Here is a 23,298-nt window from a genome sequence, read left to right as displayed (position 1 = left end):
TCAGCCTCCGATCAGCACTGTGGACAGGTCTGGCTGGTTGCTGGGGACCGGGGTGAAGCCCTGCACCTGGTCACGTACCGCGTAGGCGGTGGTGATGGTCGCCGGGAAGATCCCGACGGCATCGTCCCAGATCGTCTTGCACGCCTGCGCGTACAGTGCCTTTCGCTCCGCCTGGTCGGACGAGACGCGAGCCTTGGCCAGGACCTCGTCCAGCGCGGGGTTGCGGTAGCCCATCCGGTTGGCCTTGGAGGTGTAGAGCCGGCCGAGGGTGAAGTCGGCGTCGCCGGTGGTGACCGTGTTGGTCTGCAGGTCCATGTCCCAGTCGAGCTTGTTGAGCCGCTCCAGCCAGGCCGCCTTCTCGATTTGCTGGGCCTCGACGCTGATGCCCACCTTGGCCCAGCTCGCGATCATCGACTGGGCCAGCTGGGAGATCAATGGGCCGCTGGTGGCGAACCACATCAGCGACGTCTTGAACCCGCCAGCCAGTCCGGCCTCGGCGAGCAGCTGCTTGGCCCGGGCGGGGTCGTAGGCGTACGGCTGCTGCGGCGCGGCGCCGAAGACGGTGGACGGGATGGGTGCCTGCATCACCGTGGCCGCCTCGCCGTACAGGTCGCGGATGATGCTGTTGACATCGAGCGCGTGCCACATCGCCCGGCGTACCCGGGGGTCGGTAAAGGGCTTGCGGGAGCAGTTGAACCAGTTGAGGAAGTACACGTAGCTGGGCACCCGCTCGACCTTGACGCCGCTCTTGCCGGCCACGTCGCGCACCTGGTCCGGCGGCACCGGCCAGTACGCGTCCACGTCGCCGGTGAGCAACGACGTGATCGCCGTGGAGGTCTCGGGGATGTACGGCAGGTCGATGGCCGGGCTCTTCGCGGCCTCGCCCCAGTACTTGCCGGCCTTGACCAGCCTGAGCTTGGACGACGGGGCGAAGGAGTCCACCCGGAAGGGCCCACTGCCGATCGGCTTACGGAAGAACTCCGGGTCGTCGAGCCGGTTTCCCGGCGGGATGAACAGCAGGGTGAGGTTGACCAGCAGGGTGCCCAGCGGCCCGTCGGTGCGGACGGTGACGGTGGTCGGGCCGGTCGCCTCGGCCGACTTCACCGACGCCCACAGCGCGGAGAGGTTCGTGGTCTTGCTGGTCGCCTTTTTGATAGAGGCGACCACGTCGTCCGCGGTCAGCTTGGCGCCGTCGTGGAACGTCACGTCGTCGCGGAGTTCGAAGACCCAGGTCTGCGGGTCCGGCCGGGTCCAGGACTTGGCCAGCGCCGGGGCGTACGTGTCACCCTGGCGGCGCACCAGGGTGTCGAAGATGAGCCGGCGCGCCATGAGAGCCGGCTCATCGACGGTGGTGTTGGCGCTGAGCGGGTCCAGGTCGGTGATCGGCTGTGCGAAACAGACCTTGAGGGCGGCCTTCGCCTTCTCCGCGTCGCCGCCGGCCACCCCGCAGGATGCCAGGAAGGCGCTCGCGGCTCCGATGCCGGCGACGGTCAGGAAGCGCCGGCGGTTGATGGTGGTGGTGTGGTTGTCCATCGCCTTCTCCTCAAGGGGTAGGCCGTCGGCGACGCGGAGGGCGCCGTCAGGCCTTTAGCGCGAGATAGATGAGGGTGGGAACCTGGGTATCGGCGGCGTCGCCGTGGACGGTGACGCACAGCCGCAGCCAGCCACCGAACTCACGGGTGACCCAGGTGAACACCCCGGTCGCGTCAACGGTCGCCGCCGGCTTGTCGAGGTCGCACCAGTACAGCCCGTCCGGGGAGACCTGGACGGTGCAGTCGAACTGCCGCACACCGGCCGGCAGGTCAAGCACCCGCAGAAACCAGCGGGCCTCCCGGGCCCAGGCCACTTCGTACGGTTCGGTGGTGTAGTGCGGTCCGGTGATGCCGTCGCGTTCGAGGACCGCGGTCATGGAATTGTGCATGGAATGGGCCTACCAATCCGTCGAGATAAGGACGGAGTCGAGGTACACGAAATTGCGGACGTCGGTGTGCGTGCGGACACTGACGTAGAAGTTCAGCAAATTGTTCAACGACCCGTACGTCTCGCTGTACGGCGGGACGGGGACGTCGGAAAGATCCATGGTCCGATCATTGACCTGAAGCTCGACGTTCTTCCGTGTGCTGGTGTCGATGACCCAGCGCAGGTAATGCCAATTGACCTTTGTCGGCACCTCGTTGTAGCACAGTTCCTGCGGCTCGCCGACCGGGCTCCAGTTATCTGGGTTCGGGGCGGTGAAGTCGGCCATTCGCGGAAGCTTGAGCTTGCCCTCGAAATGCTCCCGGGGAGTCGGCTCGGGGACCGTGGGGTAGACCCACTGGCGCTTCAGGTTGTTGTCCAGGTCGGTGTTCAGGTAGCGCATGACGGTGTGGTACCGGGTGCCATCGCAGATGTCGGTGGCGACGGTCAACGCGCCGAACTGGGTCTCCGACGGGTGGAAGTTCGCGTCCCACCCGGCGCTTCCGGCCTGCTCACCGGCGCGGTTCTCGGTCGACGCCGCCTCGGCGTTGTAGGAGAAGTAAGTCTCGAACTGGACCTTGCCGCGGCCGGCCATGGTGAGCCGGCGGATGGCCACGCCGGTGTGGCCGGCAAGCGGCTTTGTGGCCACCTTCAGCGCGTAGGTGCCGGACATGGCGCCGTGCGTGCCGATGTCGAAGAAGTTGCAGGCGCTCAACTGGGGCGGGCGGAAGTCGCGCATGTGGTCATCGACGACGGACAGGTCACCCTTTTGGTCGTGATTGCCGATGAGTTCGGTCCAGCCGTGGGTGCCGGTGTTGAAGTCGTCGTGACAGAGGATTCTCGGCAGCGGGTTGAATCGGGACAGCCGCACATCCGCAGCCAGATTTGCTCGGCGGATCCGCTCACCGATATCGACGGTTTCAGGTGCTTGGGTCACGCTCACTCCGCTCGTCACCATTAACGTTCATGCCACTCCCACCGGGGAGGTAGCATTAACGTTGAGATTGCTGGTAGGTTACGAGCCGCCGACATAGCTGTCAAGGGACGAAAACAGCTGGGGACCCGAGTGCGGAACGAATAGTCACGGTCGAGAACGACGCCCCGACGGTGCGTGAGACCTCTGCCCGGACTCCTGACCGGGTGCGGGTTCGTCCACCCCTCGCACCAACGCCCGAGAAGCGCTGGATGACCCAGGCAGAGATCGCCCCGCTGGTCCGGGCCCTCGGGGACATCGTCACCGTGCTCCGCGATGCGGACCCCGCCGAGAAGGCCGAGGTCTACCGCCAGCTCGGCCTGCGGCTGACGTACCACCCGCAAACGCAAACGGTGCACGCTGAAGCTGATCTAAGCGCGCACCGTGGGCCTATGGGTCGTGTCCGGGGGCGACACTAAGCATTACCCCACCGCAGATGACGATCGGCGCGACCTGGAAGCTCGCACAACTCTAGCCGGTCCGGGGTGGCAGCGCTGGTCGGCAAGTAGCCGGCACAGGAGCAGGGCGCCGTGCCGTCATACGGGAATCGACTCCGGTGGTGGCGCGGCTGGCCTGCCCATGGTCGCCCCGAGCTCGGCGTGGCTGGAGATGCATCATTTCGGTAGACCCGGGCGAGGTTGGCCTCGACGGTCTCTGGGCTGATGAACCGACGCGGGATGCGTCGAAGGCTGTGCGGTGCGTACAGTTCCGGGTCGGACTTGGGGTGGGCCGGGTAGATCCGGCGCAGGGAACGGGACGAGACAGCGACGGCATGACGGCGGACAACATTACCGAAACCGGTCAATACGGCATTGACCGCGGCCGGCTGGAGACCTGTCTCAGCGTCTTTGAGGCGTTGGAGGACCTGCCTCCCGATCACCCCGACGTGGTGCGGGTGCAACGGGCCACCGCGAAGCTCTACAAGGTGATCAAGCAGCGGCGACGCGAGGAACGGCGGGATGCCATCGCGGCGGCCGACCGCGCGGTGACGGCTGCTACCGCCACCGGCGCCCCGGGCCGGATCGACGACGAGACCCAGGGCATCCCGCTCGCCTCCCCCACCGTGGGTGCCACGGCCGGCTTCCTGCACAATCCGCGCGGCTGCTACGTCTGCAAGCAGCGCTACCGCGAGGTGGACTCCTTCTACCATCAGCTCTGCCCGCCCTGCGCCGCGCTCAACCGGGAGCGCCGGGACGCCCGCACCGACCTGACCGGCCGGCGCGCGCTGCTAACCGGCGGCCGAGCCAAGATCGGCATGTACATCGCGCTGCGGCTGCTGCGCGACGGCGCGCACACCACGGTAACCACGCGGTTTCCCCACGACGCGGTCCGCCGATTCGCCGCGATGCCGGACAGTGGGGACTGGCTGCACCGCCTGCGGATCGTCGGGATCGACCTACGCGACCCCGCCCAGGTGATCGCCCTCGCTGACTCGGTCAGCGCCCAGGGACCACTCGACATCCTGATCAACAACGCGGCGCAGACCGTCCGCCGCACGCCAGGGGCATACGCGCAGCTCGTCGCCGCGGAGGCGGCGGCCCTGCCGGACGGCCCTTTGCCGGAGCTGATCACGTTCGCCAAACCTGCCGGCCAGGGCGACCCGGCGGGCCTGGTCGCCCCGCCGCAGTCGACCCCGGTCACCCCGCAGGCGCTCACCGCGTTGGCGCTGACCAGCGGCTCCGCCTCGCCGGAACGGATCGCGGCAGCCACCGCCATCGACGCTGGCGGTCTGGTCCCGGACCTCGACCCGGTCAACAGCTGGGTGCAGCGGGTGCACGAGGTGGATCCGGTCGAGCTGCTCGAAGTGCAGCTGTGCAACGTGACCGCGCCGTTCGTGCTGGTCAGCCGGCTGCGACCGGCGATGGCCGCAGCGACCGCCCGCCGTAAGTACGTGGTGAACGTGTCGGCGATGGAGGGCCAGTTCGCCCGCGGCTACAAGGGGCCGGGGCACCCGCACACCAACATGGCCAAGGCCGCGCTGAACATGCTGACCCGGACCAGCGCCCAGGAGATGCTGGCCGACGGCATCCTGATGACCAGCGTCGACACCGGCTGGATCACCGACGAGCGGCCCCACCCGACGAAGATGCGGCTGGCGGACGCGGGCTTCCACGCCCCGCTGGACCTGGTCGACGGCGCGGCCCGGGTGTACGACCCGATCGTCCGCGGCGAACAGGGCGAAGACCTTTACGGCTGCTTTCTGAAGGACTACGCGCCCTGCGCCTGGTAGTCAGCGCGCCCACCCCGCCGTTGGCCGCCCAGGCTCAGGCCGACACGATCAGCACCGTCGCCCGTCCACCGCAGCTCCAAGCTGCGTGGCTGGTGCAGCGTGGCGTTCAAGGGGGCCGCGGCACTGCCGCCCGGCGCTCATCGGCCAACTCGTCGGTATTGAACCAGGTCACGGAAGCGTCAAGCCGGGTAAGCGCTTCGTCGAGCCGGCCGACGGTGGCCAACAGGCGAGCGCCGGCAACCTGAACCGCTCCCGGTACGACGACGACGCCGGGTCGCATGCGTGGCTGTACATCGACGCCGAGCCGACACATGCCGCGATCGGCGCCACCGGCTGACACGGTGGCTGTCTACATCGACAACCTCCGACACATCCGCGAACCTTGCGGTGCCCGCCAGCGGCGCACTACTCACGGCATCCGCTCACAGCCGCGGTTCAGGGCGCCGGCACACCGGTCGCTGAGCTACCGGATCTGCCGAGAAGCGCACGTTCGATGTGCGAGCGCCTTACCCCGCTTCGACGGCCTACCGGCCCTGGCCTCGAACGCGGCCGGCGCTACAGTCCGTCCGTGCCGACCGAGGTGCTGCTTACCCATCCCGACCCGCCCGCACCCAGACACCTGCACCTCGCGGTCGACGGTGCCCGCCTGCTGCGCCGCTCGTGGAGAGGCAATGCCAAGGAGCGGCACAGTAGCCGCGATCTTCCCAACCCGCAGGCCGCCCGCGACGCCCTCGCCCGTGAGGCCGCCGCTCGCATGCGCGAGGGTTTCGTCTTTGTCCGCGGCTCAGCCGGCGCCCCACCTGGTGAGCCCGTCCTGCGCTGCGCACCGCCGAACAGCGGCGGGGACCATACCTTCGACCTGCATCCGCAAGGCCACACCCTCGCCGTTGCCTCGCTGCACCGTGGCGCCTACGGTGCCAACCTACACCTCATCGATGTCACGACCGGCCAGCGCCGACTCGTGCACACCGAGACACCCGGCAGCGGCCCAGCGAGGCAGACGTTCATCCACACCGTGCTGTTCGACGCCGACGGCACCGGCCTGGTCTACGCGCTCAACGGCGAGACCCGTCACCTCGACCTCACCACCGGCGCCACCCGCATCCTCGCAGCCTACGAACAGTTCAGCACTGCCCGGTTCAACCCCTTCTGCGCCCGGCCCGCCCAGGACGCCACCCGACAGCGGCTGCTGCTGTTCGATGCTGACGACCGGGTCCGTGTCCGTACTACCAGCACCGGCGATGACGTACTGGTCCTGCACGTCGCCGACCAACCCGAGTGTCGCGCTGGAGCCCTGTCGCCCTCTGGGCGGCTGCTTGCCCTCACCTATGGCATGCACGACGCCATCGTGCAACTGTGGCACGTCGACACCGGTCGGCTGCTGCATAGCACCCGGTTCCCGTTCCCGTTCGCCAGCACGACCGGCCGCACCGGGATCAGGCACCTGGGCTTCGACCCTACCGAGAGGCTCGTCCTCGCCACCGGCGGCTTCGCCGAGGGACCGTTCGCCCTGCCCATCGAGGGCGACACTCTCGCCTGGGCCGTGACCGACCCGTACCGCACCGACCGCTACGGCACCTGCTTCAGCTGGCAGTACTCCCCAGGTGGGGACCTCCTTGCCATCGGCGGCCGACTCGGCGCCACTCTGCACCTGCCGACCGGCGAACCCTCACCAGTGACGCTGGCGCCGTCGCACACCGGCCGCACCCAACGAGTCGTCTTCTCCGCCGACGGCACCCTGCTTGCCTGTGGTGGCGATACCGGCCAACTGTCTGTGCACTACCTGACCAGCCAACCCTGATGCGGCTCGATCGGAGATGATCATCCAGTGGCTGGGTTGATTGAACACTTGGAGTCGTTCCTCGGGCTCATCGCGGGTGGTAGCCGAGGCAACGATACGACGCCGGAGGGCCTTCAGGTGGCGTGGTTTGGCCCCGACGTTCCGTTCGGCGGGGTCACGACCCTGGTGACCGTCGGGCTGTCGCGGCGTCATCTCAACCTGCCGAGTAACGGGGCCCTGCACCAAGAGTTGGTGATGCACGTTCCAACCGATGACTACCCGGCTCGGGCGGCTGGGCTGTTGTTCCACGTGGCCGGTGAGATGGTGCGCCGGAGGGATGCCTTGTCGAACGGCCAGGTGATTGGTCCGGGCGGCCCTCTCTTCCCGGGCAGCCAGACCACAGCCATCGTGGCGATCAGCCCGAGATATTTGCCGGAGTCCTTTGCCGTCTGTCACACCGAACCCGCGCCGGTGGTCTTCACGTGGTTGGTTCCGATCACCACGGGCGAAGCTGAGGTAATCCAGAAGTTCGGGTGGGGGACGCTGGAGCAGGCATTCGCGGCTCAGGATCCTGACCTGGCTGACCCCGGTCGGGCGGAAGTGGCGCTGGATGCGTTGGGCTCGTAGGCCTCGGTCGGCGGGTGATCGAGTATCCGGATCTGCCGCGAGCCGAGTGGAGGGAAGTCGGTGAGGGGCGACTTACGGCGGGTCGATTTCGATGGTGGCCATGCCGGTCGTCCCCGTGCTGACTTGCGCCACCACCTGGCCGACTGGGTCAATGACGCAGGTCGGACCCAGCCCGATCCGGGACTCGTCACGTTCGCCGGTGACGTCGGCGGAGACCAGCCACATGCCCGTCTCCTGGACCCGCCGGGCGCGGATCTCGTTGTGCCGGGCCTGCCACCAGAGCGCCTTCTCGCGGCGCATCATGTTCTGCGCCGGCACCAGCAACACCTGCCGATCCTGCTCGGCCTACCCGGCTCGGACGCGGTGAACCTCATGCTCGTCATCGTCGTTCTCTGGGTCACGATCAAGACCCCCGGGATGATGCGCCGATACGCGACCCATGGCGGGTCGTCGAACGTCGGCGGGGTTCTGCTGCGTGCGGTGTTCATCGAATGAACGTGCGTGGATCGGCATCCCTTGCGGCTGCAGTGCGAGCGGGTGCCTCCGTACGCCTTCGCGCCCCTAGGACGTACCCGTGTTGCGAAAGTTTGGTGATTGCCGATGTAAGACATAGATAGGCGCCACACATGCTCCCAGAGGAGTCGCCTCATGCCTCGAACCATTCCGCCCCTGATCGCCGGCGTCGTTGCCGCCGCGCTCATCGCGCCGGTCGCGCCGGCGCAGGCGAGCAACCCACTCGCCCCGATGTCCAGTTCCCTGGCGCGGACGCTGACGACAGCCTCCGGCACGATCCCGGTGTTTGTGCACGGTACGAGCATCGACGCCGCCCGGCAGGCGGCCGCCGACACCGGCCTCAAACTCATCACAACCTGGAACAAGATCGGCGTCGCGGTTGCGCGCGGCACCGCCGAGCAGATCGCCGCCGTTCGCAGTCATGCCGGTGTCACGTACGTCGAAGGTGACCAGCCGCTGCAGCCATACCTGTCGACCTCGAACGTCGCCACCCGAGGCGAGCAGACGCGCGCAGAGCTGCGCGACGGACAGGGACGGCCGGTCGACGGCCGCGGTGTGTCGGCGGCGATCATCGACACGGGAGTGGACGGCACGCACCCGTTCTTCCGCAACGCGGACGGTACCAGCGCAGTGAAGCTCAATCTGAAGAACATCTGCGGCCCACTCACCGACCTGGGTCTGCCGCTCCCGCTACCCAACGACTCGTGCTTCCTCGACCTGACCGCGGCCAACGACACCGACACGCTGTCGGCCGGCGGGCACGGCACGCACGTCGCCGGGATCGTCGCCGGGCGGGACACGACGCTCACCGACGGCACCCGGCTGCACGGCGCTGCCCCTGGCGCCACGGTGATCAGCCTGTCGGTCGGCGCGGGACTGAGCATCTTCGGTGCGGACAGCGCGCTGAACTGGGTGCTCGAGCATCACCTGAACCCGTGCGCGGGCTGCCCGCCGATCAAGGTGAGCAACAACTCGTACGGCCCCAGTGGCGGTGGGGCGTTCGATCCGAACTCGGCGGCCACCAAGTTGCAACGTGCGCTGGCCGCCGAGGGTGTCGTCACCGTGTGGGCGGCCGGCAACGACGGCCCGGACAACAACGCCACCAACCCTCCGGGTCAGGACCCCACTCCGGGCATCCTCATGGTCGCCTCATACGACGACCATGGCACCGGCACCCGCGACGGTGCCGTGTCCACGTTCTCCAGCCGCGGGGCGGCGGGACACCCGGAGACCTACCCGGACGTCTCGGCACCCGGATCGAACATCACCTCGTCCTGCCGGCCATACCTGCTGATCTGCTCGACCGGTCTGGACCCGCACAACGGCCCCGGGCTCCTGGACCTCGGCACGTTCAACACGATCAGCGGCACCTCGATGGCAACCCCGCATGTCGTGGGCATCGTCACCCAGCTGTTCCAGGTCGCACCGAACGCGACCCCGGCGCAGATCGAGCACGCGCTCAAGGCCACGGCGTACAAGTTCACGGACGGCGCGGCCTACCAGACCGTCGGGCCCTACACCACCGCAGTCGACAAGGGAACCGGCCTCGTCGACACGTACGCCTCGGCGGCCCTGCTGGGGGCGACACCTGCCTGACGGCCGATCAGTTCAACGGCGCAGTAGGCAGGCGCGGGATCGCCTGACAACAGGAGAAGGTCATCCCGATGGCGTCCGAGGACAGGCAACACTTCGAGCGCCCGGCCTGCTCCCCTGAATACCGGGAGCCTTCCGGGGACCGGGCGTCCGCGACGGACCGCCCGGTCCCCCGGGTCAGGGCGGCCCGACTACCCGCTACACCGAGCGACGCGTCAGCACCTGCCCGCCATCGGCAGGAGCTTAATCGCCAGCGTGGTCCTAAAGTCGGGGTGCGCCGACGGGCCCTGCATTGGTTCAGCCGAGCGGGCCGCCTTTACGACCAGCGCTGGCACCGGGTCCTGCGTGAGGCACTGCGCCTACGCGAAGGCGGACAGCCGAGTACGGTCAGCGCCCACCCGGTGTGTTGGCGCTGCCCGGCCGGCCGGACCGGGCACTTCACCGGCATCGAGAACATGGTCCAGGGGTACTGCGATCGGCGCGTCGCCGGGAGCTCAGCGAAGCCTCGCAATGACGGCGGCTGGCAATGCGCGAGGCTTCTCGTCGCCTCCGCCGTCGACACGGACGTCGCCTGCCGCGACACGTACGGATCGGACGCCTACGCACGTACATCGGACTCCGGTGATCCATACGCCTGGCGGTGCTACCGCTGATCGCCTCACCGCTCCGCTCGTGATCCGCTCCCCTATCCGGGCCCGCCGCCAGAGGGTATCGAGCAGGTTTCCCGATACCGCTCGATCTTCATCCTCAAGGGCGCCCGAACACGCAGACCTTCCAAGGTGCGGCGGATCTGGTCGTCCACGTCATCGGGCACCAGAGCATGCGCCTGGACCGTCGCTAACCCCACTCGCGGCAGTTGAGCAACCTGCAGTGAGATGACCGGGTGCGCGAGACCTCACCGGGTCTTCGAGCACGGACAGGGTCGTCCTGTGGTCGGAAGTCAAGCCGTGGTTACCGGGCTGCTCCCACTCCGTGCGAGGCGTAGTTCTACCTCGGCCAGATCTTCGTCGATCACGCCGTGGGTGATCTTTCGGTCAGCGACGACCGTTCTCGGCCGACTCGGGGCTAGCCCGACGCCGAACGGTGTCCGAGCCCGATAGTGGGTCCGTTCCGTCCGGCCGGTGCTGTTGCCGTCGGGATGCTGATCGTTGCCCGGGGGTCCGTTCCGCGGTGTTGGGGACCGCGGCGGGTGGGGTGGTGCGGCTCGCCGCGGTGTCTACCAGGTCCGGCAGGTCCCGCCCGCCCACCAGCGGTAGCTCTCGGGTGACCTGCGCGACCGGCCCCGCCTCGGCCGTCGAGTCGGTCGCTCGGGTCGCGCGGGCCCGGCCCGTTGCGGTTCGCGTCGTCGGTGCCGGGCTACGGCTCGTTGCCGACGCCGCGGGGCCAGCCGGCTCCGCGACGAAGCCCTGCGCGTCCGTCGTAGCCGATGCCTCCCCGCGACTGGTGGCCGACCGGCCCACCGCGTTGCGCGGCGTCCGGCGCGGTGCGGTCGCCGGCAGGAGCGGGGCGAGTTCCGCCTGCAGCGCCGCCCAGTCGGAGGCGCGGGATGGGTCGGGCTGATCGGCGGTTGAGGTGAGCGCGTCGCCGTCGGTCCGCTTCATCTGCAGGTCGGTACGGTCGGGCACCTCCGCCTCAGAGCGCTCCGATGGCGGCCGCTCGGCACTGTCCGCCACCGGGTCGGTGGCCTTCCCATGGTGAACGTCGTCCCCGGCCGACCCCGACGTCGCTGAGCCGCCGGGGGCCGCGTCCGCTGACGGGGAGATGGGGACCGCACCCGGAGCGAGGGCCGCCTCCGGCGCAGGGGCCACCGTGTGTTGCTCGGAGGCGTCGACGAGGCCCGCCGGGGTGTCGGCGAGCAGCCGCGCCGCCGAGGCGAGCGCGACGGGGTCGGGCTGGCCGGCCCGGCGCCACCACCGGCGACGGCCGCCTGCTGGCAGGTTCCCGGCCAGGACGCGCTCAGGTGCCAGATCGGCCGCGATGAGGGCGGTGAGCCCGTCGTAGTCCGCCCGCTCGCCCAGCCGCCGAGCGATCTCGTCGAGGTCGTACACCGCCAGGGCGATGTCGGCGGTGGTGGCGTCCAGTGCTCGACGGATCTTGCGGTGCAAGACCTTGCTGAGCGCCGCCTGCCGCCGCTCGGCGCGAATCTGCGCGTGCGCCGCGTCGAGCGAGTCGTACAGTCCGAGGCCGGGGTCGGCCTTGGCCAGCGAGCGGGCACGGCGGGTCAGCCACGGATGTCGCAGCCAGTGCCCGACCGGTTCGTACGCCGGGGTGGTGGGCGGCAGCTGCTGCCTGGCGCGCAGCCGGTCCCGCCGCTGGTTCTCGGTATTCATCAGCCACACCAGGTACCCGAGCAGGGACATGCCCGCGTAGAAGCCGCCTTCGAGGTGGTTGGCGTGAGCCAGCCAGTTGAAAACGACCGCCCCGACGGCGATGCCAGCCGACAGCACGCGGGACATGGCTGCCCGTTCGCCCAGTCGGCGGCGGACGTCGGCGTTCGCCAGCACCACGACGCCGCCCAACTCCAGCGCTCCGACGGCGGGAAGGGCGACATACCACGGCATGCCGAGCCGTTCCATCGCCCCGGACACCTGGCCCCCGAGCGCGACCAGCAGCACGACCACGTAGAAGCCGGTGCGCAGCACGGCGACTTGGCGCACCGCCTTGGCCAGCCCCGCGTCCCACGCCGGGGCAGTTCCTGGCGCACCGCCGGCGGTGCCTTGTGTCCCGCCAGTTGAGCTTCCGCCGGTCATCCGGATCCGGTTCGGTTCCTGGAACACGCCGAGCAGGTTCCTCTCTCACTCGGGCCCCGGCCTTATCGGCGCCGCGGCTGCCCGACTCGGCAGTGCCGCCCGCTGAGTCGCACCGGGAGCCACGCTCGGACTGCCGCCCGTCGTCCGCGCATGCTACCGGGTTGCCGGCCGAATGGGAGATCTCAGACACTACGCCCGGGGACAACGCGGCCCTGTCTTGAGTCACCCCGCCGCCAGTCACCGATGCTGGCCCGCCTCGTGGCATACCTGGCAGGCCTCGCGGTCGCCATCGGTCCCGGTTCCACCGGCCGATCGATGGTGTTCGTGGAACGATGGATGACGTGGGAACTGCGAAAACTGCTATGCCTGTTATCTCCCCGCTTGCTGGTGAGCCGATCAAGCGTGCCGACGCCGAGCGGCTCGCGGGTGTCCTGAAGGCGTTCGCCGACCCGGCACGGCTGCGACTGCTCAGTCTGATTCAGTCCGCTCCCGGGGGCGAGGCGTCCGTCAGTGACCTCACCGCGCCGCTCGGACTCTCCCAGCCGACCGTGAGCCATCACCTCCGGATCCTCACCGAGGCCGGTCTGCTCGAGCGAGAGCAGCGCGGCGTCTGGGCGTACTACCGCCTCGTGCCGTCCGCGATCGCGGCGATCGCCGACCTGTTGACGCCGCCTCGCAAGCGGGCGACGAAGAAGGCCCGGTAGAACGCAGACGACCAGCTGAGGCGTGGACGGCGTGCCCCTCGGTGGCAACGCTGAGGAAGCGGGCCAGTGCGGGCCGGGCCGGTGAGCGCCACCACGTTGTCCGGAGGAGCGCCCCTGCCACCTCCCATGCCGTGGGCTGATCGAGCGCCCTTCGCTTGCGACGCCTACGGCGTCCGCAACCCCGCCAACCAACGGCTCCGAGCCCGCTGCGCCCCATCCCGACGAGCCCGGCCACCTCGACCCCGCTAACTTCGCTGAGCCCCTATCCTCGCGAGGAGCCGGCCGTCTACAACTCAGCCATTGCCGTGGCCATCACCGGGAAGAACAGGAACGATCTGATACCCGGTCTCGCCGCCGGAGGCGTGTTGCCTGGGCTGAGCAGCTCGAACCAGACGGACCGGCGCCGTGGGACGATTTCTGCCGACTATGCGTTGGCACGATTTCGGGTGGGTTGAGCAGGAAGGGCACCTCGCCGGGGGCGATCGTGGGCCGGTCGGCTTACAGTGCTGGAATGTGGGAGTCTGTCGCCGCTTCGGTGGCGGGCATGGTGGGCGCCGTGGCTGCGGCTGCTCCGGCGCCGCCACCGGCGCCTGCGGTGGAGGCGACGCCGGTGCTGACGTCGACACCGTTCGGCGCGCTGCCCGAGCAGGGGGTGACGCACACCGTCACGATCTCCGGTAGGGGCACCCTCACGGCGACGCGGGTTACGTTCACGACCACGGCTGATCTCGACGGGGTCATCGCCCGAGCCGAGCCCGGTCGGTGTGCGGCATCCCCTCGTATCGTCGTCTGCGACCTCGGTGACCTGCTCCTGGGTGCCGCCGCAGCCGTGCCGCGGGTCACGATCACGGGGCGGATCCGCCCGGGTGTGCCGCCGGGCACGCTCGTCCGCAACCGGGTCAGTGTCACTTCGGTGGAGTCCACCCCGACGGACTCCCGCATTGCCAGCAACGCCTATCTGCTCCCGGGCTCGACGGCCACGGCCACTGCCACTGCCACAGATCCACCGTTGGAGTCGCCGGCCGTGGCAAGTCAGGTCCGGCCGCCCGGACGGTCGCTGCGGGTGCCGGCTGTTGCGGCGGTGGTGGTGGTCGGCGCGGTCGCGGCGGGAATCCTGCTGACGCGTCGACGGCTGCGGCGGCGTCACAGCCTGCCCTCCGGCCGGCTGTAACAACTGGGTACCGGGATCCGATGTAGCAGTGGGACGGGAACGGGGTCGACGGCGGGAGTACGTCATGGGCGAACGGTGGTGGAGGCAAGCGACGCTGGCGGCCGTCGCCGGGGCGACGCTGATGGTGACCTCCTTCTGCCTGGATGCCGGGGCGGCGACCGCCGGGACGCAAAGCTCATCGGCGCAGGGGCCGCTGCCGACCTTGCCGGCCCTGCCGAGCCCGTCGCTGACCGTGTCGCTGCCACCGGTCAAGCCGCCGAAGGTGACGCTGCCGCCTATCAAGCCGCCGACGGTGAAGCCGCCGCGCGTCCCGTCGGCTACTGCGTCGACCCGGCCGACTGCGCCACCCGCGGCTGTTCCGCCGACCGCCGGCAAGCTACCGCGGGTGGGCGTCTCGGCCCCGCCCAGCGCCGACGGGCCGATGGTGAGCCCCGGATCGGCTCCTGCGCTCATCGCTGGCGACCCCGTTGCCGACCTGTATCCGCAGCCGCCGGTGGACGCCGCCGTCACCCCGCAGGCGCGCCAGGTCGCCGCGCTCAGCGACGTGGAGCACCGGATCCAGTACTTGGAGAACATTCTCGCTCGGACCCGCGATGACCTCGCCAGTGTGCAGCGCGGGCCGGACCCGGTGCTGCAGCTGCTGACGTCCTTGACCGCCGGCGGGGGTGCGGATGCGTCGCCCTTCGCCGTGGTGGACTCCGCGGAGGTGGTGGACACTCCCACCGGTCGCGCTGTCGCGCTGTCCGGCGCGATCACCTCCGGCCAGGCCGAACTCGTGCGCCGCCGGACGGAGGAGGCGCGGCTTCGGCAGGAGATCAGCCGTCGCGTGCGCACGGTTCCCGTCGTGGCGGCACCGGCCCGCACCGTCGCGACGGTCGGTGGGGGCCGGCTCGGGCGTCCACTGTCGGGTCGGCTCACCAGCAGGTACGGCACCCGTTTCGACCCGTACTACCACGTGTGGCAGTTGCACGCGGGTGTGGATCTCGCGGCCCCGATTGGTACCCCGATCCTCGCGGCCGCTGACGGCCGTGTATCGCGCGCCGGCTGGTACGGCGGCTATGGCAACTACACCTGTATTGATCACGGCAGGGCTGACGGGCAGCGGCTGTCCACGTGCTACGGCCATCAGTCCAGACTGATGGTGTCGCCCGGTCAGCGCGTCCGCGCCGGTCAGGTCATCGGACTGGTCGGATCGACCGGCGCCTCGACGGGCCCTCACCTGCACTTCGAGGTACGTCTGGGCGGCCGTCCAGTAGACCCTCTACCTTGGATCTAGGCCGCACCACTCTTCGGGCAGGACGGGAGGTGGTCGGCCGTGGCCAGGGCCATCGATGAGACCGTCACGGATCTGGCCGCGGCGCCTGTCGAGCCGATGCGCAGTCCTGACGCGCTCGGCCGTTCCGACGAGCGCAAAGGCCACTCGTATTCAGGAACACCGATTTGCTGGTGCCGACGGACCCAGCAGCACGGGGATCTCATCAGGCGGCAGGGCAGGGCTGTCGTCGACCAGATTGGTTGGCCACCGAGGGACTTAGGCAGCCCCTGCAGCGACTTCGACTGCCACCGGCCGTCACTCACCTGACTGCTACCTCACGTCGCGGCCGCATGACGCAACGATCTTCTTTGGGTTTCCCATTTGGCGACGCGACGTGGGCTAGGCAAAGTGGCACGCGTCTCGATAGCGTGTGGTTAACCGGCCGGTAACAAAGGTGTCTCATATCCGATGACCACAGCGACCGAGCCAGAGCTCGTCCGCCGGGCCGCCGCGGGCGACCGGGCCGCGGCGGCTGCCCTGCTCGCCGACCTGCGGCCACGGCTCGTCCGCTACTGCCGGGCCCGGCTGGGCCGCATCGGCGGGGCGCACACCACGGCCGACGACGTCGCGCAAGAGGTGTGCCTGGCGGTACTGAAGGCCCTTCCCCGCTACCGGGAGCAGGGAAAACCGTTCTCGGCGTTCGTCTTCGCTGTCGCCGCGTACAAGGTCGCCGACGCCCAACGAGCGGCGGTGCGGGACTCCGCCGTCGCCATCACCGGCACCCTGCTGGAGCGACCGGACGCCGCACCGGGGCCGGAGGAACAGGCCGTTGCGACGGATCTGGTCCGTCGAATCATTGTGTTGCTGCACCGCCTCCCCCACGTGCAACGGGAGATCATCACGCTGCGGGTGGCGGTCGGTCTCACCGCTGAGGAGGTCGGCACGATCCTCGGCATGTCGGCACCGGCCGTACGCGTGGCCCAGTCCCGAGCCCTCGCCCGACTCCGTGCCCTTGCCCGCGACGGACTCGACGGGGTGGCGGCATGAGTGAGCACTGGCCCGACGGTGGCGAGGAGCCGGACCTCACCACCATCGCCCACGACGACCTACTCCTCGACATGCTCGGAGGCGGCGGCGCATGGGTGGCCGACGTCGACGACCTGACCGCGATGCTGGCCGCCTGGCGCGCCGACCTCACCGGCGACGAGGAGAACGCCGACGCGACGGGCGCCCATGGCCTGTACGGCCGGACTGACGTCCGCTATCCGGTCGACCGTGTTGGGGCCGATACAACCTCCGAGCGCTGCCTCGCCTCGGCCCCGCCGCGACCGTTCACGCGGCGGGCCCTGCGGCTGGCCGCCGCCGTGGCCGCAGCCGTCGTGCTGGTGACTGCGCTGGGGGTCGGCAGTCGCAACGCCGAGCCGAACAGTCCGCTCTGGCCGCTGACCAAGGTCATGCACCCCGAGCGAGCGGACGTTCGCGATACCGAGCGCAACATTGCCCGCGCCCGCGCCGCCGTCGAGGCGCGACGGTTCGAGGAGGCCCGCCATTTGATCGATCAGGCCCAGCAACATCTGACCCGGATAACCGACGCGGCCGAGACCGCCCGGCTGCGCGCCGACATCGACGCCGTCCTGGACGACCTGACCGCTCAGGCCGCTTGCCCCACCTTGCCCGCGTGCGCGAGGATCCCGACGCCGTCGCCGGTCGCCTCGACCGCCAGTAGCCCCCACGCAACCGGCATCCGGGCGCCGGCAACGACCCCGTCGGCGCCGCGTCCGGGCGCACCTCCCCCGTCATTCAACTCGCGCTCCAGTCCCTTGCCGCCGGCGCCCGAGCCTCCCCTGCCGCCGGCGCCGGCCCCACCTGTACTGCTGCCGCGGCCCACCGGAGATCTGCTCGGCTGACCGGCTCCCTGGCATCCGCGATGGGCACCCCCGGGGGTCGGATAACCGAGAGGCTCCGGGCTCGCTCCTCAAGGAAGCCCTCGTCCTGGGCCGCCTCCCACGCCTGCATGCTCGGATACCGGTCGCCGCAGTACCGCCGCTGCAGATGCTCCCTGAACGAGGCCCGATCGCGCTCGTCCGCAGTCGAACCCCGCGAACGAGCATCCGAGTTCTGCTGCGGGCCGGAATTCGGCTGTAGCAGAAGACCCAGCCCCTGTCTATGTGTTATCCGACACTGCTGTTATCCCGCCGGCAACCACACCTCCACTATTCTTGCCTTCGGTCGACACTCGATTTATCAGCGCCCAGGGCGACTGGCGCCTCGTTCCGGAATCCAGCCTGGAAAGGCGTGCCGATGGTAGACATCGTTGGTGCAATGGAGAGCCACCTTGGCGCCGCCGACTCTCCCCATCAGCAGTTTCGTGGGTCCAGTTCCGGGCTCAATGGCGGCGATCAAGGCAAATGGCTTACTGCCGTCATGTATGTGACTCCCGTTGCCGTAGTGGTTGGTTGGCTCAAACAGTCCTGGTACGGGAAGCTCAGCGTGATCGTCGACCGTTTCGAACGGCATGACATCATGGAGGTCAAAGAGGGTTACGCGGTGAAACCGGGTTTCCTGGGGGACTTGGAGCGAAGGAACGCCAGAAGCATGGTCGGGGCAATAGGGGGTGCGACCGGGACCTATCCCGTAGTCACGATCGTGAGTAGGCGGGGAGACCTCGTCTTCGCTTTCGGCCCAAAGGATCTGGGGTCCGTGCGTCAGGCCTACGTAGCAATTTCCGACCTCATTGGCTGAGTTCAGGCGTCGTCATGAGTGGGCGTTGGGTACTGAAAGTTTTGGCAGTCGTCCTCGGAAGTGTGCTACTGCCAGTTGCCACGAACGCCGCATCGAACCAGCTTCCTCAGGTCATCAAGGACAATCCCTGGCTCCCTTGGGTGATCACGTTTGTGCTGGCCGGCCTCTGGATGTTGGTTAACGCGAGGAAGGCTCGCCAGCGAGAACCGGTGGCGGGCTCGCAGTCACACGGCCCGCTTGCATTTACCGTCGGCGGTATTCCGCTGTATTCACCTGAGACTCCAGCGCAGGATGCGGCGCGCGCCTATAGCAACGGGCGTTTCCATGAAGCGTTCCGGAGCTACGTCAAGGCGGTCGACCGCCTACATGATTTTTACGCGATAGACGAGATGAGGAACCGCCAGCCATCGCTCAAGGATGCGTGGATCGTCGGCGGACTCACAGATTCCTTGGGTGCAGCCCGGGCGATAGACCCGCGGGCTGACGTGCGAGATGGCGTCGTTGAGGCTTCGGCTCGCCTGTGGGACATCGTCGGAGCCGCCGAGCGGGCGGGAGTCAGCGCGAATATCTACCGGCAGGGACTGGCTGATCTGCAGAAGTACGCCCCGGATGTCGTCACATGAAGCCAACCGCGTTCGTCGGGTCTGTTGCGTTGCCCGTGTCCATGTCCAGGGACCGAGGCAGGCTTGACGGGTGAAGCGGTCGAGTCCTCGTCGTCCCTGGTCGCCGCCGAAGTCGGCGTTCACCGGGTTCCGATTCCCCGCGGAGGTGATGGTCGTCGCGGTCCGCTGGTACCTGCGATACAACCTCTCCTACCAGGACGTGGACGAACTCCTGGCTGAGCGCGGCGTCGAGGTCGACCACGTCACCGTGTTCCGGTGGGTGCAACGGTTCACCCCGCTGCTGGCCGACGCCGCCCGGTTCGCCCGCCACTCCCCCGGCGATCGGTGGTTCGTCGACGAGACCAACGTGAAGGTCAACGGCGTGTGGCGCTACGTCTACCGCGCGATCGACCAACACGGGCAGGTCATCGACGTGCTCGTCTCGGCCCGCCCGTGATGCCGCGACGGCCCGCCGGTTCTTCCAACGGGCGCTGCGGGCGCTGAAGGTGACGCCCAGCGAAGTCGTCACCGACGCCACCCCGGACTACCCCGCCGTGCTCCACGACCTGATCCCCTCGGCCTGGCACCACGCCGAGCAGCACGCCAACAATCCGATCGAGGCCGACCACAGTCAGCTCAAACACCGACTACGACCCATGCGCGGGCTCCGGACCAACCAGACCGCACAAGTGATCATCGCCGGACATGCACTCATCCAGAACCTCCGCCGCGGACACTACGATCTCGGGCTCGACAGCCAGCCCAAGCTCCGAATCGCTTCGGCGTTCAGCAACCTCGCCCGGGTCAACTGACGCGGACCCGACCCGGGCGTACCACGTCTCCCATCAGATAATGCAATGGCACCTCATCGGCCCTCGCCAGCCCCCGTCGAAGAAACTGGCGTCGGGCGGGGCTCCGGACGCCAGCGCTCGATCGATGTCAATGACTGCAGTTCTCGTTGAACGGCAGCGACGTGCTCGTGAGCTTGGCGGGCAGCCAACTCGGGGTCCCGGGCCGTGATCGCGTCGACGATGCCGCAGTGATCGGCGTGAGCGCGCTCGAGTCGGGAGGGCAACCCGATGACCTTGTGCGAGTACTCCGCGAACTGCGGGGAGATGGACTCCCACATGTACAGAAGGAGTGGGTTGCCGCTGGCCTCCGCGACCTGCCGGTGAAGCCGAGCGTCCAGGGCGACGAAGTCATGCTCGGTAATCCCGGGCGCCGACGCTGCCGCGATGATCGAGTGGAGTACCTCGCTGTGGTGGTCGGTCAGACGCTGCGCGGCCAGCTCGGCAGCCTTGGCCTCGATGGCCATGCGGGTCTCGAACAGGTCGCTCATCGTGAACCCACCCATCAGCGACTGGTCGACCGGTCCCATCCTGCGCGGGCTGTTGCTCACCACGAACACGCCGACCCCGTGGCTGCTGCGCAGGAAGCCAGCAGCCTCCAGGGTACGCACCGCCTCACGCATCGAGCTCCGGCCGACACCGAACTGCTGCGCCAGGTCCTTCTCGTTCGGCAGCTTGGCACCGACCTCAAGCTGGCCCGCGACGATGAGGGACTCCAACTTGGCGGCGACTGTGTCGGAGAGCTTGCTCCGCACAACGAGGCGCTCGGTGTCGCTCAAGCTCCCCACCGTCCTCTCACTCCGTGATCGTATCGAGTCGATGTCGCGCCCTGGTTGCCCGTCAGACGAAGACGTCGGCGACCAGGACCAGGACGAGGGCGACGACGGACAGCATCGACTGGGCCAGGGTGTAGGTCTTCAACGTTCCGCGCGTCGAGAGCCCGAACAGGCTCCGCAGCATCCAGAACGCATTGTCGCTGAACTGGCCTCCGAAGCAACCGCCGGCACCGGCGGCCAGCACGACGAGCACCGGGGAGAGATTTAGGTCCCCGACGAGCGGTGCGAGGATGCCGATCGCCGTGATGCCGGAGACCGTCTGACCACCGATGGCCATGCGCATGACTGCGGCGATGAACCACACCACCAGAAGCGGCAACGATCGGTTCGCCTCGAAGAGGTTCGCGAGCACGTCCTGCATACCGGTCTCGGCGATGATCACGCCCAGCGAGCCCGCGACGGCGGTCACGACGAGGATCGTGCCGACCGTCTCGAACGCGTGGTTCACCACGTCCTCCTGGGCTGCGAGACCGTTGCGCGTAACCGTGATGCCGAGCGCGACCAGGACACCGACGAGCAGCGCAATCACCGGGCTGCCCAGGAAGCCGAGAACGGCCCAGTCCACACCCACCTTGGGCAGCAGGATGCCGGCCAGGATCAGGACGAGCACACTGACGATGGGCGCGAGTGCAGTCAGCAGACTCGGCAGGGTCGTCGTGGCGACGGCGGTAGCGGTGCCCGAGCCGCCGCCCGATCCGGTCGCCGCGTTCGCGCCGTTGTTGGGTCCGATGGCGGCACCCTCGGTCTCCTCGTCGAGGGTGACGTTCCACCAGCCGAGCTTCTCGATCACGACGAGGTACAGGAAGGTCGTCACCGCCACGGCCGAGATGGCCACCGCGAAGCCGGGCAGCAGCATGTCGCTGGGCGAGAGCGAGATGACGCCCAGGTAGGCGAGCATCGCCGAGCCCGGGATCACCAGCGCGTTGCCCGCGGCAAGCCCCATTGCCACCGGTCCGGCCAGGGAGGCCACCGGGCGACCGGACCGGCGAGCGACCCGTCGGGCGATTGGCGCCACCAGCACGAGCAGCACGTCGAAGTAGATGGCCGGGGTGATGCTCGACAACGTGAGGCTGAAGGCGAACGGTGACCCCTTACGCCCGAACAAGCGCAGAATGCCCTCGACGATCCGCTGCACGGCGCCGTACGACGACATCAGGAAGCCCATGATGACACCGAGGCTGATCAGCAGTCCGACCTCGGCCATTAGCGCGCCGAAGCCCTCGTTGAGGCCGTCGACCACGTCCTGGAACGAGACGCCGGTGGTCAGGCCCAGCACGATCGTGCCCAGGAGCAGCGCCAGAGCCGGGTTCAGCTTGAGCCGCACGATCAGGAGCGCGATCGCCATGAAGACCAGGATGAAGTCGATGATCAGCCACGTGGTGTTCACCGGCACCTGCTTTCGGTATGAGTCCTCAGATGACCAGGACACTAAGACTAGGTTTCACGCTGCGTCAAGCAATGAACGTCTAGGAGAGTCCTCAGATCACCTGCTAACCTTCCAGCGCACAGCCGCGACGAACGGTCCGGCGCCGTGACTGGGGGATGTCCGTGAAGATCGGCCGCGTTGACACATTCGTGCTGAAGGCGCCGTTGGGTGCCGACCGCTTCTACTCCTCGCAGGCGGAGTTCCCCGAGCGGAACAGCCTGCTCGTCCGCCTCACCTCGTCGGACGGGCTCGTCGGGTGGGGCGAGGGCGGGCAGTACGGACCACCCGAGCCCGTCCGGTCGGCGATCGACGACGTCCTGGCCCCGCTGCTGCTGTCGATGCCCACGGCCGGGCCCTCGGTGGTCTGGGACGCGTTATACGCCCGAACCCGCGACTTCGGGCAGAAGGGCACGTACATCGAGGCGATCAGCGCCATCGACGTGGCACTGTGGGACCTCCTGGGCCAGTCGCTCGGGGCGCCGGTCTCCACCCTCATGGGTGGACGGTTCCGCGAGCGAGTGAAGGCCTACGGGACCGGCGGCTACTACACGCACCCGGAGTTCGACGCCGAGCGCGACCTCGGACGCCTAGCCGAGCTGGCCGCCGGCTACGCGGCGGATGGGTTCGGGATGCTCAAGATGAAGATCGGCCTGCTGCCCGTCCGCGACGACGCGCGCCGGATCCGCACGGTCCGGGAGACCCTCGGTGACGACTTCGGGCTGCTGGCCGACGCCAACCACGCCTACAACTCGAGCACCGCGCTCGCGATGGGACGGGTCCTCGAGGACGCCGGCTTCCTCATGTTCGAGGAGCCGGTGCCGCCGGAGGACCGGGAGGGGTACGCCCGCCTGCGGACCGCTCTCGACGTGCCGATCGCGGGTGGCGAGGCGGAGTTCACCAGGTACGGGTTCCGCGACTTCATCGAGGCCGGCTGCGTCGACATCGTGCAGCCCGACATCGGGGTGTGCGGCGGACTCAGCGAGCTGCAGCGGATCGCGACACTCGCCTCTGCCCACAACCTGCGGACCGTGCCCCACGTCTGGGGGTCGGGCATCGCACTCAGCGCGGCGCTGCACGGCTGCAGCACGCTCCCCCTGACGCCGTTCGCCTACGTACCGATTCCGCTGCAGAACGAGCCGGTCATCGAGTTCGACAGGACCCCCAACCCGCTCCGCGACGACCTGCTGGTCCAGCCGCTGACGTTCGCAGACGGATACGTCGACGTCCCTGCCGGCCCAGGCCTGGGCGTCGAGGTCGACCTCGACGTCGTCGACCGCTACCGGGTCGCCTAG

Annotated in this window: 21 protein-coding genes and 1 pseudogene; 15 read left to right on the top strand and 7 right to left on the bottom strand. The window is 68.7% G+C overall.

What is annotated here, in order from left to right:
* From ABZS80_RS06700 to ABZS80_RS06690, 3 genes are read right to left on the bottom strand one after another with little or no spacing between them, the layout of a single operon-like run.
* On the bottom strand, positions 1–1,533 hold the full coding sequence (locus ABZS80_RS06700; RefSeq protein WP_355054803.1) for an ABC transporter substrate-binding protein: 1,533 nt from the start codon (positions 1,531–1,533) through the stop codon (positions 1–3).
* Between the two features lie 46 nt (positions 1,534–1,579).
* Positions 1,580–1,909: a hypothetical protein gene (locus ABZS80_RS06695; RefSeq protein ID WP_355054802.1), complete on the bottom strand. Its 330-nt coding sequence runs from the start codon at positions 1,907–1,909 to the stop codon at positions 1,580–1,582.
* A gap of 21 nt (positions 1,910–1,930) precedes the next feature.
* Positions 1,931–2,893 (bottom strand): DUF6772 family protein, encoded by a 963-nt coding sequence (locus tag ABZS80_RS06690; protein WP_355054801.1) that lies wholly within the window; start codon positions 2,891–2,893, stop codon positions 1,931–1,933.
* Between the two features lie 808 nt (positions 2,894–3,701).
* Between ABZS80_RS06690 and ABZS80_RS06685 the strand changes: the two genes are divergently transcribed.
* The 4 genes from ABZS80_RS06685 to ABZS80_RS06670 all read left to right on the top strand — a co-directional run bounded on the left by ABZS80_RS06685 (position 3,702) and on the right by ABZS80_RS06670 (position 7,566).
* A complete protein-coding gene (locus tag ABZS80_RS06685; protein ID WP_355054800.1) occupies positions 3,702–5,159 on the top strand; it encodes an SDR family NAD(P)-dependent oxidoreductase in 1,458 nt (485 codons plus the stop codon).
* Positions 5,160–5,244: 85 nt separating this feature from the next.
* Positions 5,245–5,496 carry a hypothetical protein gene (locus ABZS80_RS06680; protein ID WP_355054799.1) on the top strand — a complete coding sequence of 84 codons (252 nt, stop codon included), beginning with the start codon at positions 5,245–5,247 and terminating at the stop codon, positions 5,494–5,496.
* Positions 5,497–5,727: 231 nt separating this feature from the next.
* A complete protein-coding gene (locus ABZS80_RS06675; RefSeq protein ID WP_355054798.1) occupies positions 5,728–6,960 on the top strand; it encodes a hypothetical protein in 1,233 nt (410 codons plus the stop codon).
* 27 nt (positions 6,961–6,987) lie between these two features.
* The gene (locus tag ABZS80_RS06670) at positions 6,988–7,566 is read left to right on the top strand and encodes a suppressor of fused domain protein (protein ID WP_355054797.1); all 579 of its coding nucleotides are present in this window, start codon (positions 6,988–6,990) and stop codon (positions 7,564–7,566) included.
* A 72-nt stretch (positions 7,567–7,638) separates the two neighbouring features.
* On the opposite strand, the gene ABZS80_RS06665 is transcribed toward ABZS80_RS06670, so the two are convergent.
* Positions 7,639–7,893, bottom strand: a complete 255-nt coding sequence (locus ABZS80_RS06665; RefSeq protein ID WP_355054796.1) for a nitrilase-related carbon-nitrogen hydrolase — start codon at positions 7,891–7,893, stop codon at positions 7,639–7,641.
* A gap of 45 nt (positions 7,894–7,938) precedes the next feature.
* On the opposite strand from ABZS80_RS06665, the gene ABZS80_RS06660 reads away from it, so the two are divergent.
* Positions 7,939–8,061 (top strand): hypothetical protein, encoded by a 123-nt coding sequence (locus tag ABZS80_RS06660; protein ID WP_355054795.1) that lies wholly within the window; start codon positions 7,939–7,941, stop codon positions 8,059–8,061.
* Positions 8,062–8,214: 153 nt separating this feature from the next.
* Entirely contained in the window at positions 8,215–9,675 is a 1,461-nt protein-coding gene (locus ABZS80_RS06655) for a S8 family serine peptidase (protein WP_355054794.1), read from the top strand.
* 1,031 nt (positions 9,676–10,706) lie between these two features.
* Here the strand turns inward: ABZS80_RS06655 and ABZS80_RS06650 are convergent.
* Positions 10,707–12,449 (bottom strand): hypothetical protein, encoded by a 1,743-nt coding sequence (locus ABZS80_RS06650; RefSeq protein ID WP_355054793.1) that lies wholly within the window; start codon positions 12,447–12,449, stop codon positions 10,707–10,709.
* 305 nt (positions 12,450–12,754) lie between these two features.
* Between ABZS80_RS06650 and ABZS80_RS06645 the strand changes: the two genes are divergently transcribed.
* The 8 genes and pseudogenes from ABZS80_RS06645 to ABZS80_RS06610 all read left to right on the top strand — a co-directional run bounded on the left by ABZS80_RS06645 (position 12,755) and on the right by ABZS80_RS06610 (position 19,708).
* Positions 12,755–13,126, top strand: coding sequence for a metalloregulator ArsR/SmtB family transcription factor (locus ABZS80_RS06645; protein ID WP_355054792.1), 372 nt, complete (start codon positions 12,755–12,757; stop codon positions 13,124–13,126).
* 511 nt (positions 13,127–13,637) lie between these two features.
* Entirely contained in the window at positions 13,638–14,297 is a 660-nt protein-coding gene (locus ABZS80_RS06640; protein ID WP_355054791.1) for a hypothetical protein, read from the top strand.
* Between the two features lie 64 nt (positions 14,298–14,361).
* The gene (locus tag ABZS80_RS06635; RefSeq protein WP_355054790.1) at positions 14,362–15,573 is read left to right on the top strand and encodes a peptidoglycan DD-metalloendopeptidase family protein; all 1,212 of its coding nucleotides are present in this window, start codon (positions 14,362–14,364) and stop codon (positions 15,571–15,573) included.
* 447 nt (positions 15,574–16,020) lie between these two features.
* Entirely contained in the window at positions 16,021–16,599 is a 579-nt protein-coding gene (gene shbA / locus ABZS80_RS06630) for an RNA polymerase sigma factor ShbA (RefSeq protein ID WP_355054789.1), read from the top strand.
* Complete coding sequence (locus ABZS80_RS06625; protein WP_355054788.1) at positions 16,596–17,459, top strand: hypothetical protein; 864 nt, start codon at positions 16,596–16,598, stop codon at positions 17,457–17,459. The genes shbA and ABZS80_RS06625 overlap by 4 nt, the downstream gene beginning before the upstream one ends.
* A gap of 394 nt (positions 17,460–17,853) precedes the next feature.
* Positions 17,854–18,294, top strand: a complete 441-nt coding sequence (locus ABZS80_RS06620) for a hypothetical protein (protein WP_355054787.1) — start codon at positions 17,854–17,856, stop codon at positions 18,292–18,294.
* 14 nt (positions 18,295–18,308) lie between these two features.
* Positions 18,309–18,917 carry a hypothetical protein gene (locus tag ABZS80_RS06615; RefSeq protein WP_355054786.1) on the top strand — a complete coding sequence of 203 codons (609 nt, stop codon included), beginning with the start codon at positions 18,309–18,311 and terminating at the stop codon, positions 18,915–18,917.
* A 148-nt stretch (positions 18,918–19,065) separates the two neighbouring features.
* A pseudogene (locus tag ABZS80_RS06610) lies at positions 19,066–19,708 on the top strand (IS6 family transposase).
* 53 nt (positions 19,709–19,761) lie between these two features.
* On the opposite strand, the gene ABZS80_RS06605 reads toward ABZS80_RS06610, so the two are convergent.
* Entirely contained in the window at positions 19,762–20,523 is a 762-nt protein-coding gene (locus ABZS80_RS06605; protein WP_355054785.1) for a FadR/GntR family transcriptional regulator, read from the bottom strand.
* A 61-nt stretch (positions 20,524–20,584) separates the two neighbouring features.
* Positions 20,585–21,967 (bottom strand): hypothetical protein, encoded by a 1,383-nt coding sequence (locus ABZS80_RS06600; protein WP_355054784.1) that lies wholly within the window; start codon positions 21,965–21,967, stop codon positions 20,585–20,587.
* A 161-nt stretch (positions 21,968–22,128) separates the two neighbouring features.
* Between ABZS80_RS06600 and ABZS80_RS06595 the strand changes: the two genes are divergently transcribed.
* A complete protein-coding gene (locus tag ABZS80_RS06595; protein WP_355054783.1) occupies positions 22,129–23,298 on the top strand; it encodes a mandelate racemase/muconate lactonizing enzyme family protein in 1,170 nt (389 codons plus the stop codon).

Source organism: Micromonospora sp. NPDC005305 (genome assembly GCF_040607315.1).
Classification (GTDB): domain Bacteria; phylum Actinomycetota; class Actinomycetes; order Mycobacteriales; family Micromonosporaceae; genus Micromonospora.
This window is presented reverse-complemented; position numbering and strand designations above follow the sequence as displayed.

Bases quoted from the DNA above. Each gene is read 5' to 3' on its own strand.
- ABZS80_RS06625 (WP_355054788.1), top strand. From the start codon at position 16,596: ATGAGTGAGCACTGGCCCGACGGTGGCGAGGAGCCGGACCTCACCACC.
- ABZS80_RS06655 (WP_355054794.1), top strand. From the start codon at position 8,215: ATGCCTCGAACCATTCCGCCCCTGATCGCCGGCGTCGTTGCCGCCGCG.
- shbA (WP_355054789.1), top strand. From the start codon at position 16,021: ATGACCACAGCGACCGAGCCAGAGCTCGTCCGCCGGGCCGCCGCGGGC.
- ABZS80_RS06615 (WP_355054786.1), top strand. From the start codon at position 18,309: ATGAGTGGGCGTTGGGTACTGAAAGTTTTGGCAGTCGTCCTCGGAAGT.
- ABZS80_RS06645 (WP_355054792.1), top strand. From the start codon at position 12,755: ATGGATGACGTGGGAACTGCGAAAACTGCTATGCCTGTTATCTCCCCG.
- ABZS80_RS06620 (WP_355054787.1), top strand. From the start codon at position 17,854: ATGGTAGACATCGTTGGTGCAATGGAGAGCCACCTTGGCGCCGCCGAC.
- ABZS80_RS06695 (WP_355054802.1), bottom strand. From the start codon at position 1,909: ATGACCGCGGTCCTCGAACGCGACGGCATCACCGGACCGCACTACACC.
- ABZS80_RS06700 (WP_355054803.1), bottom strand. From the start codon at position 1,533: ATGGACAACCACACCACCACCATCAACCGCCGGCGCTTCCTGACCGTC.
- ABZS80_RS06635 (WP_355054790.1), top strand. From the start codon at position 14,362: ATGGGCGAACGGTGGTGGAGGCAAGCGACGCTGGCGGCCGTCGCCGGG.
- ABZS80_RS06660 (WP_355054795.1), top strand. From the start codon at position 7,939: ATGCTCGTCATCGTCGTTCTCTGGGTCACGATCAAGACCCCCGGGATG.
- ABZS80_RS06640 (WP_355054791.1), top strand. From the start codon at position 13,638: ATGTGGGAGTCTGTCGCCGCTTCGGTGGCGGGCATGGTGGGCGCCGTG.
- ABZS80_RS06685 (WP_355054800.1), top strand. From the start codon at position 3,702: ATGACGGCGGACAACATTACCGAAACCGGTCAATACGGCATTGACCGC.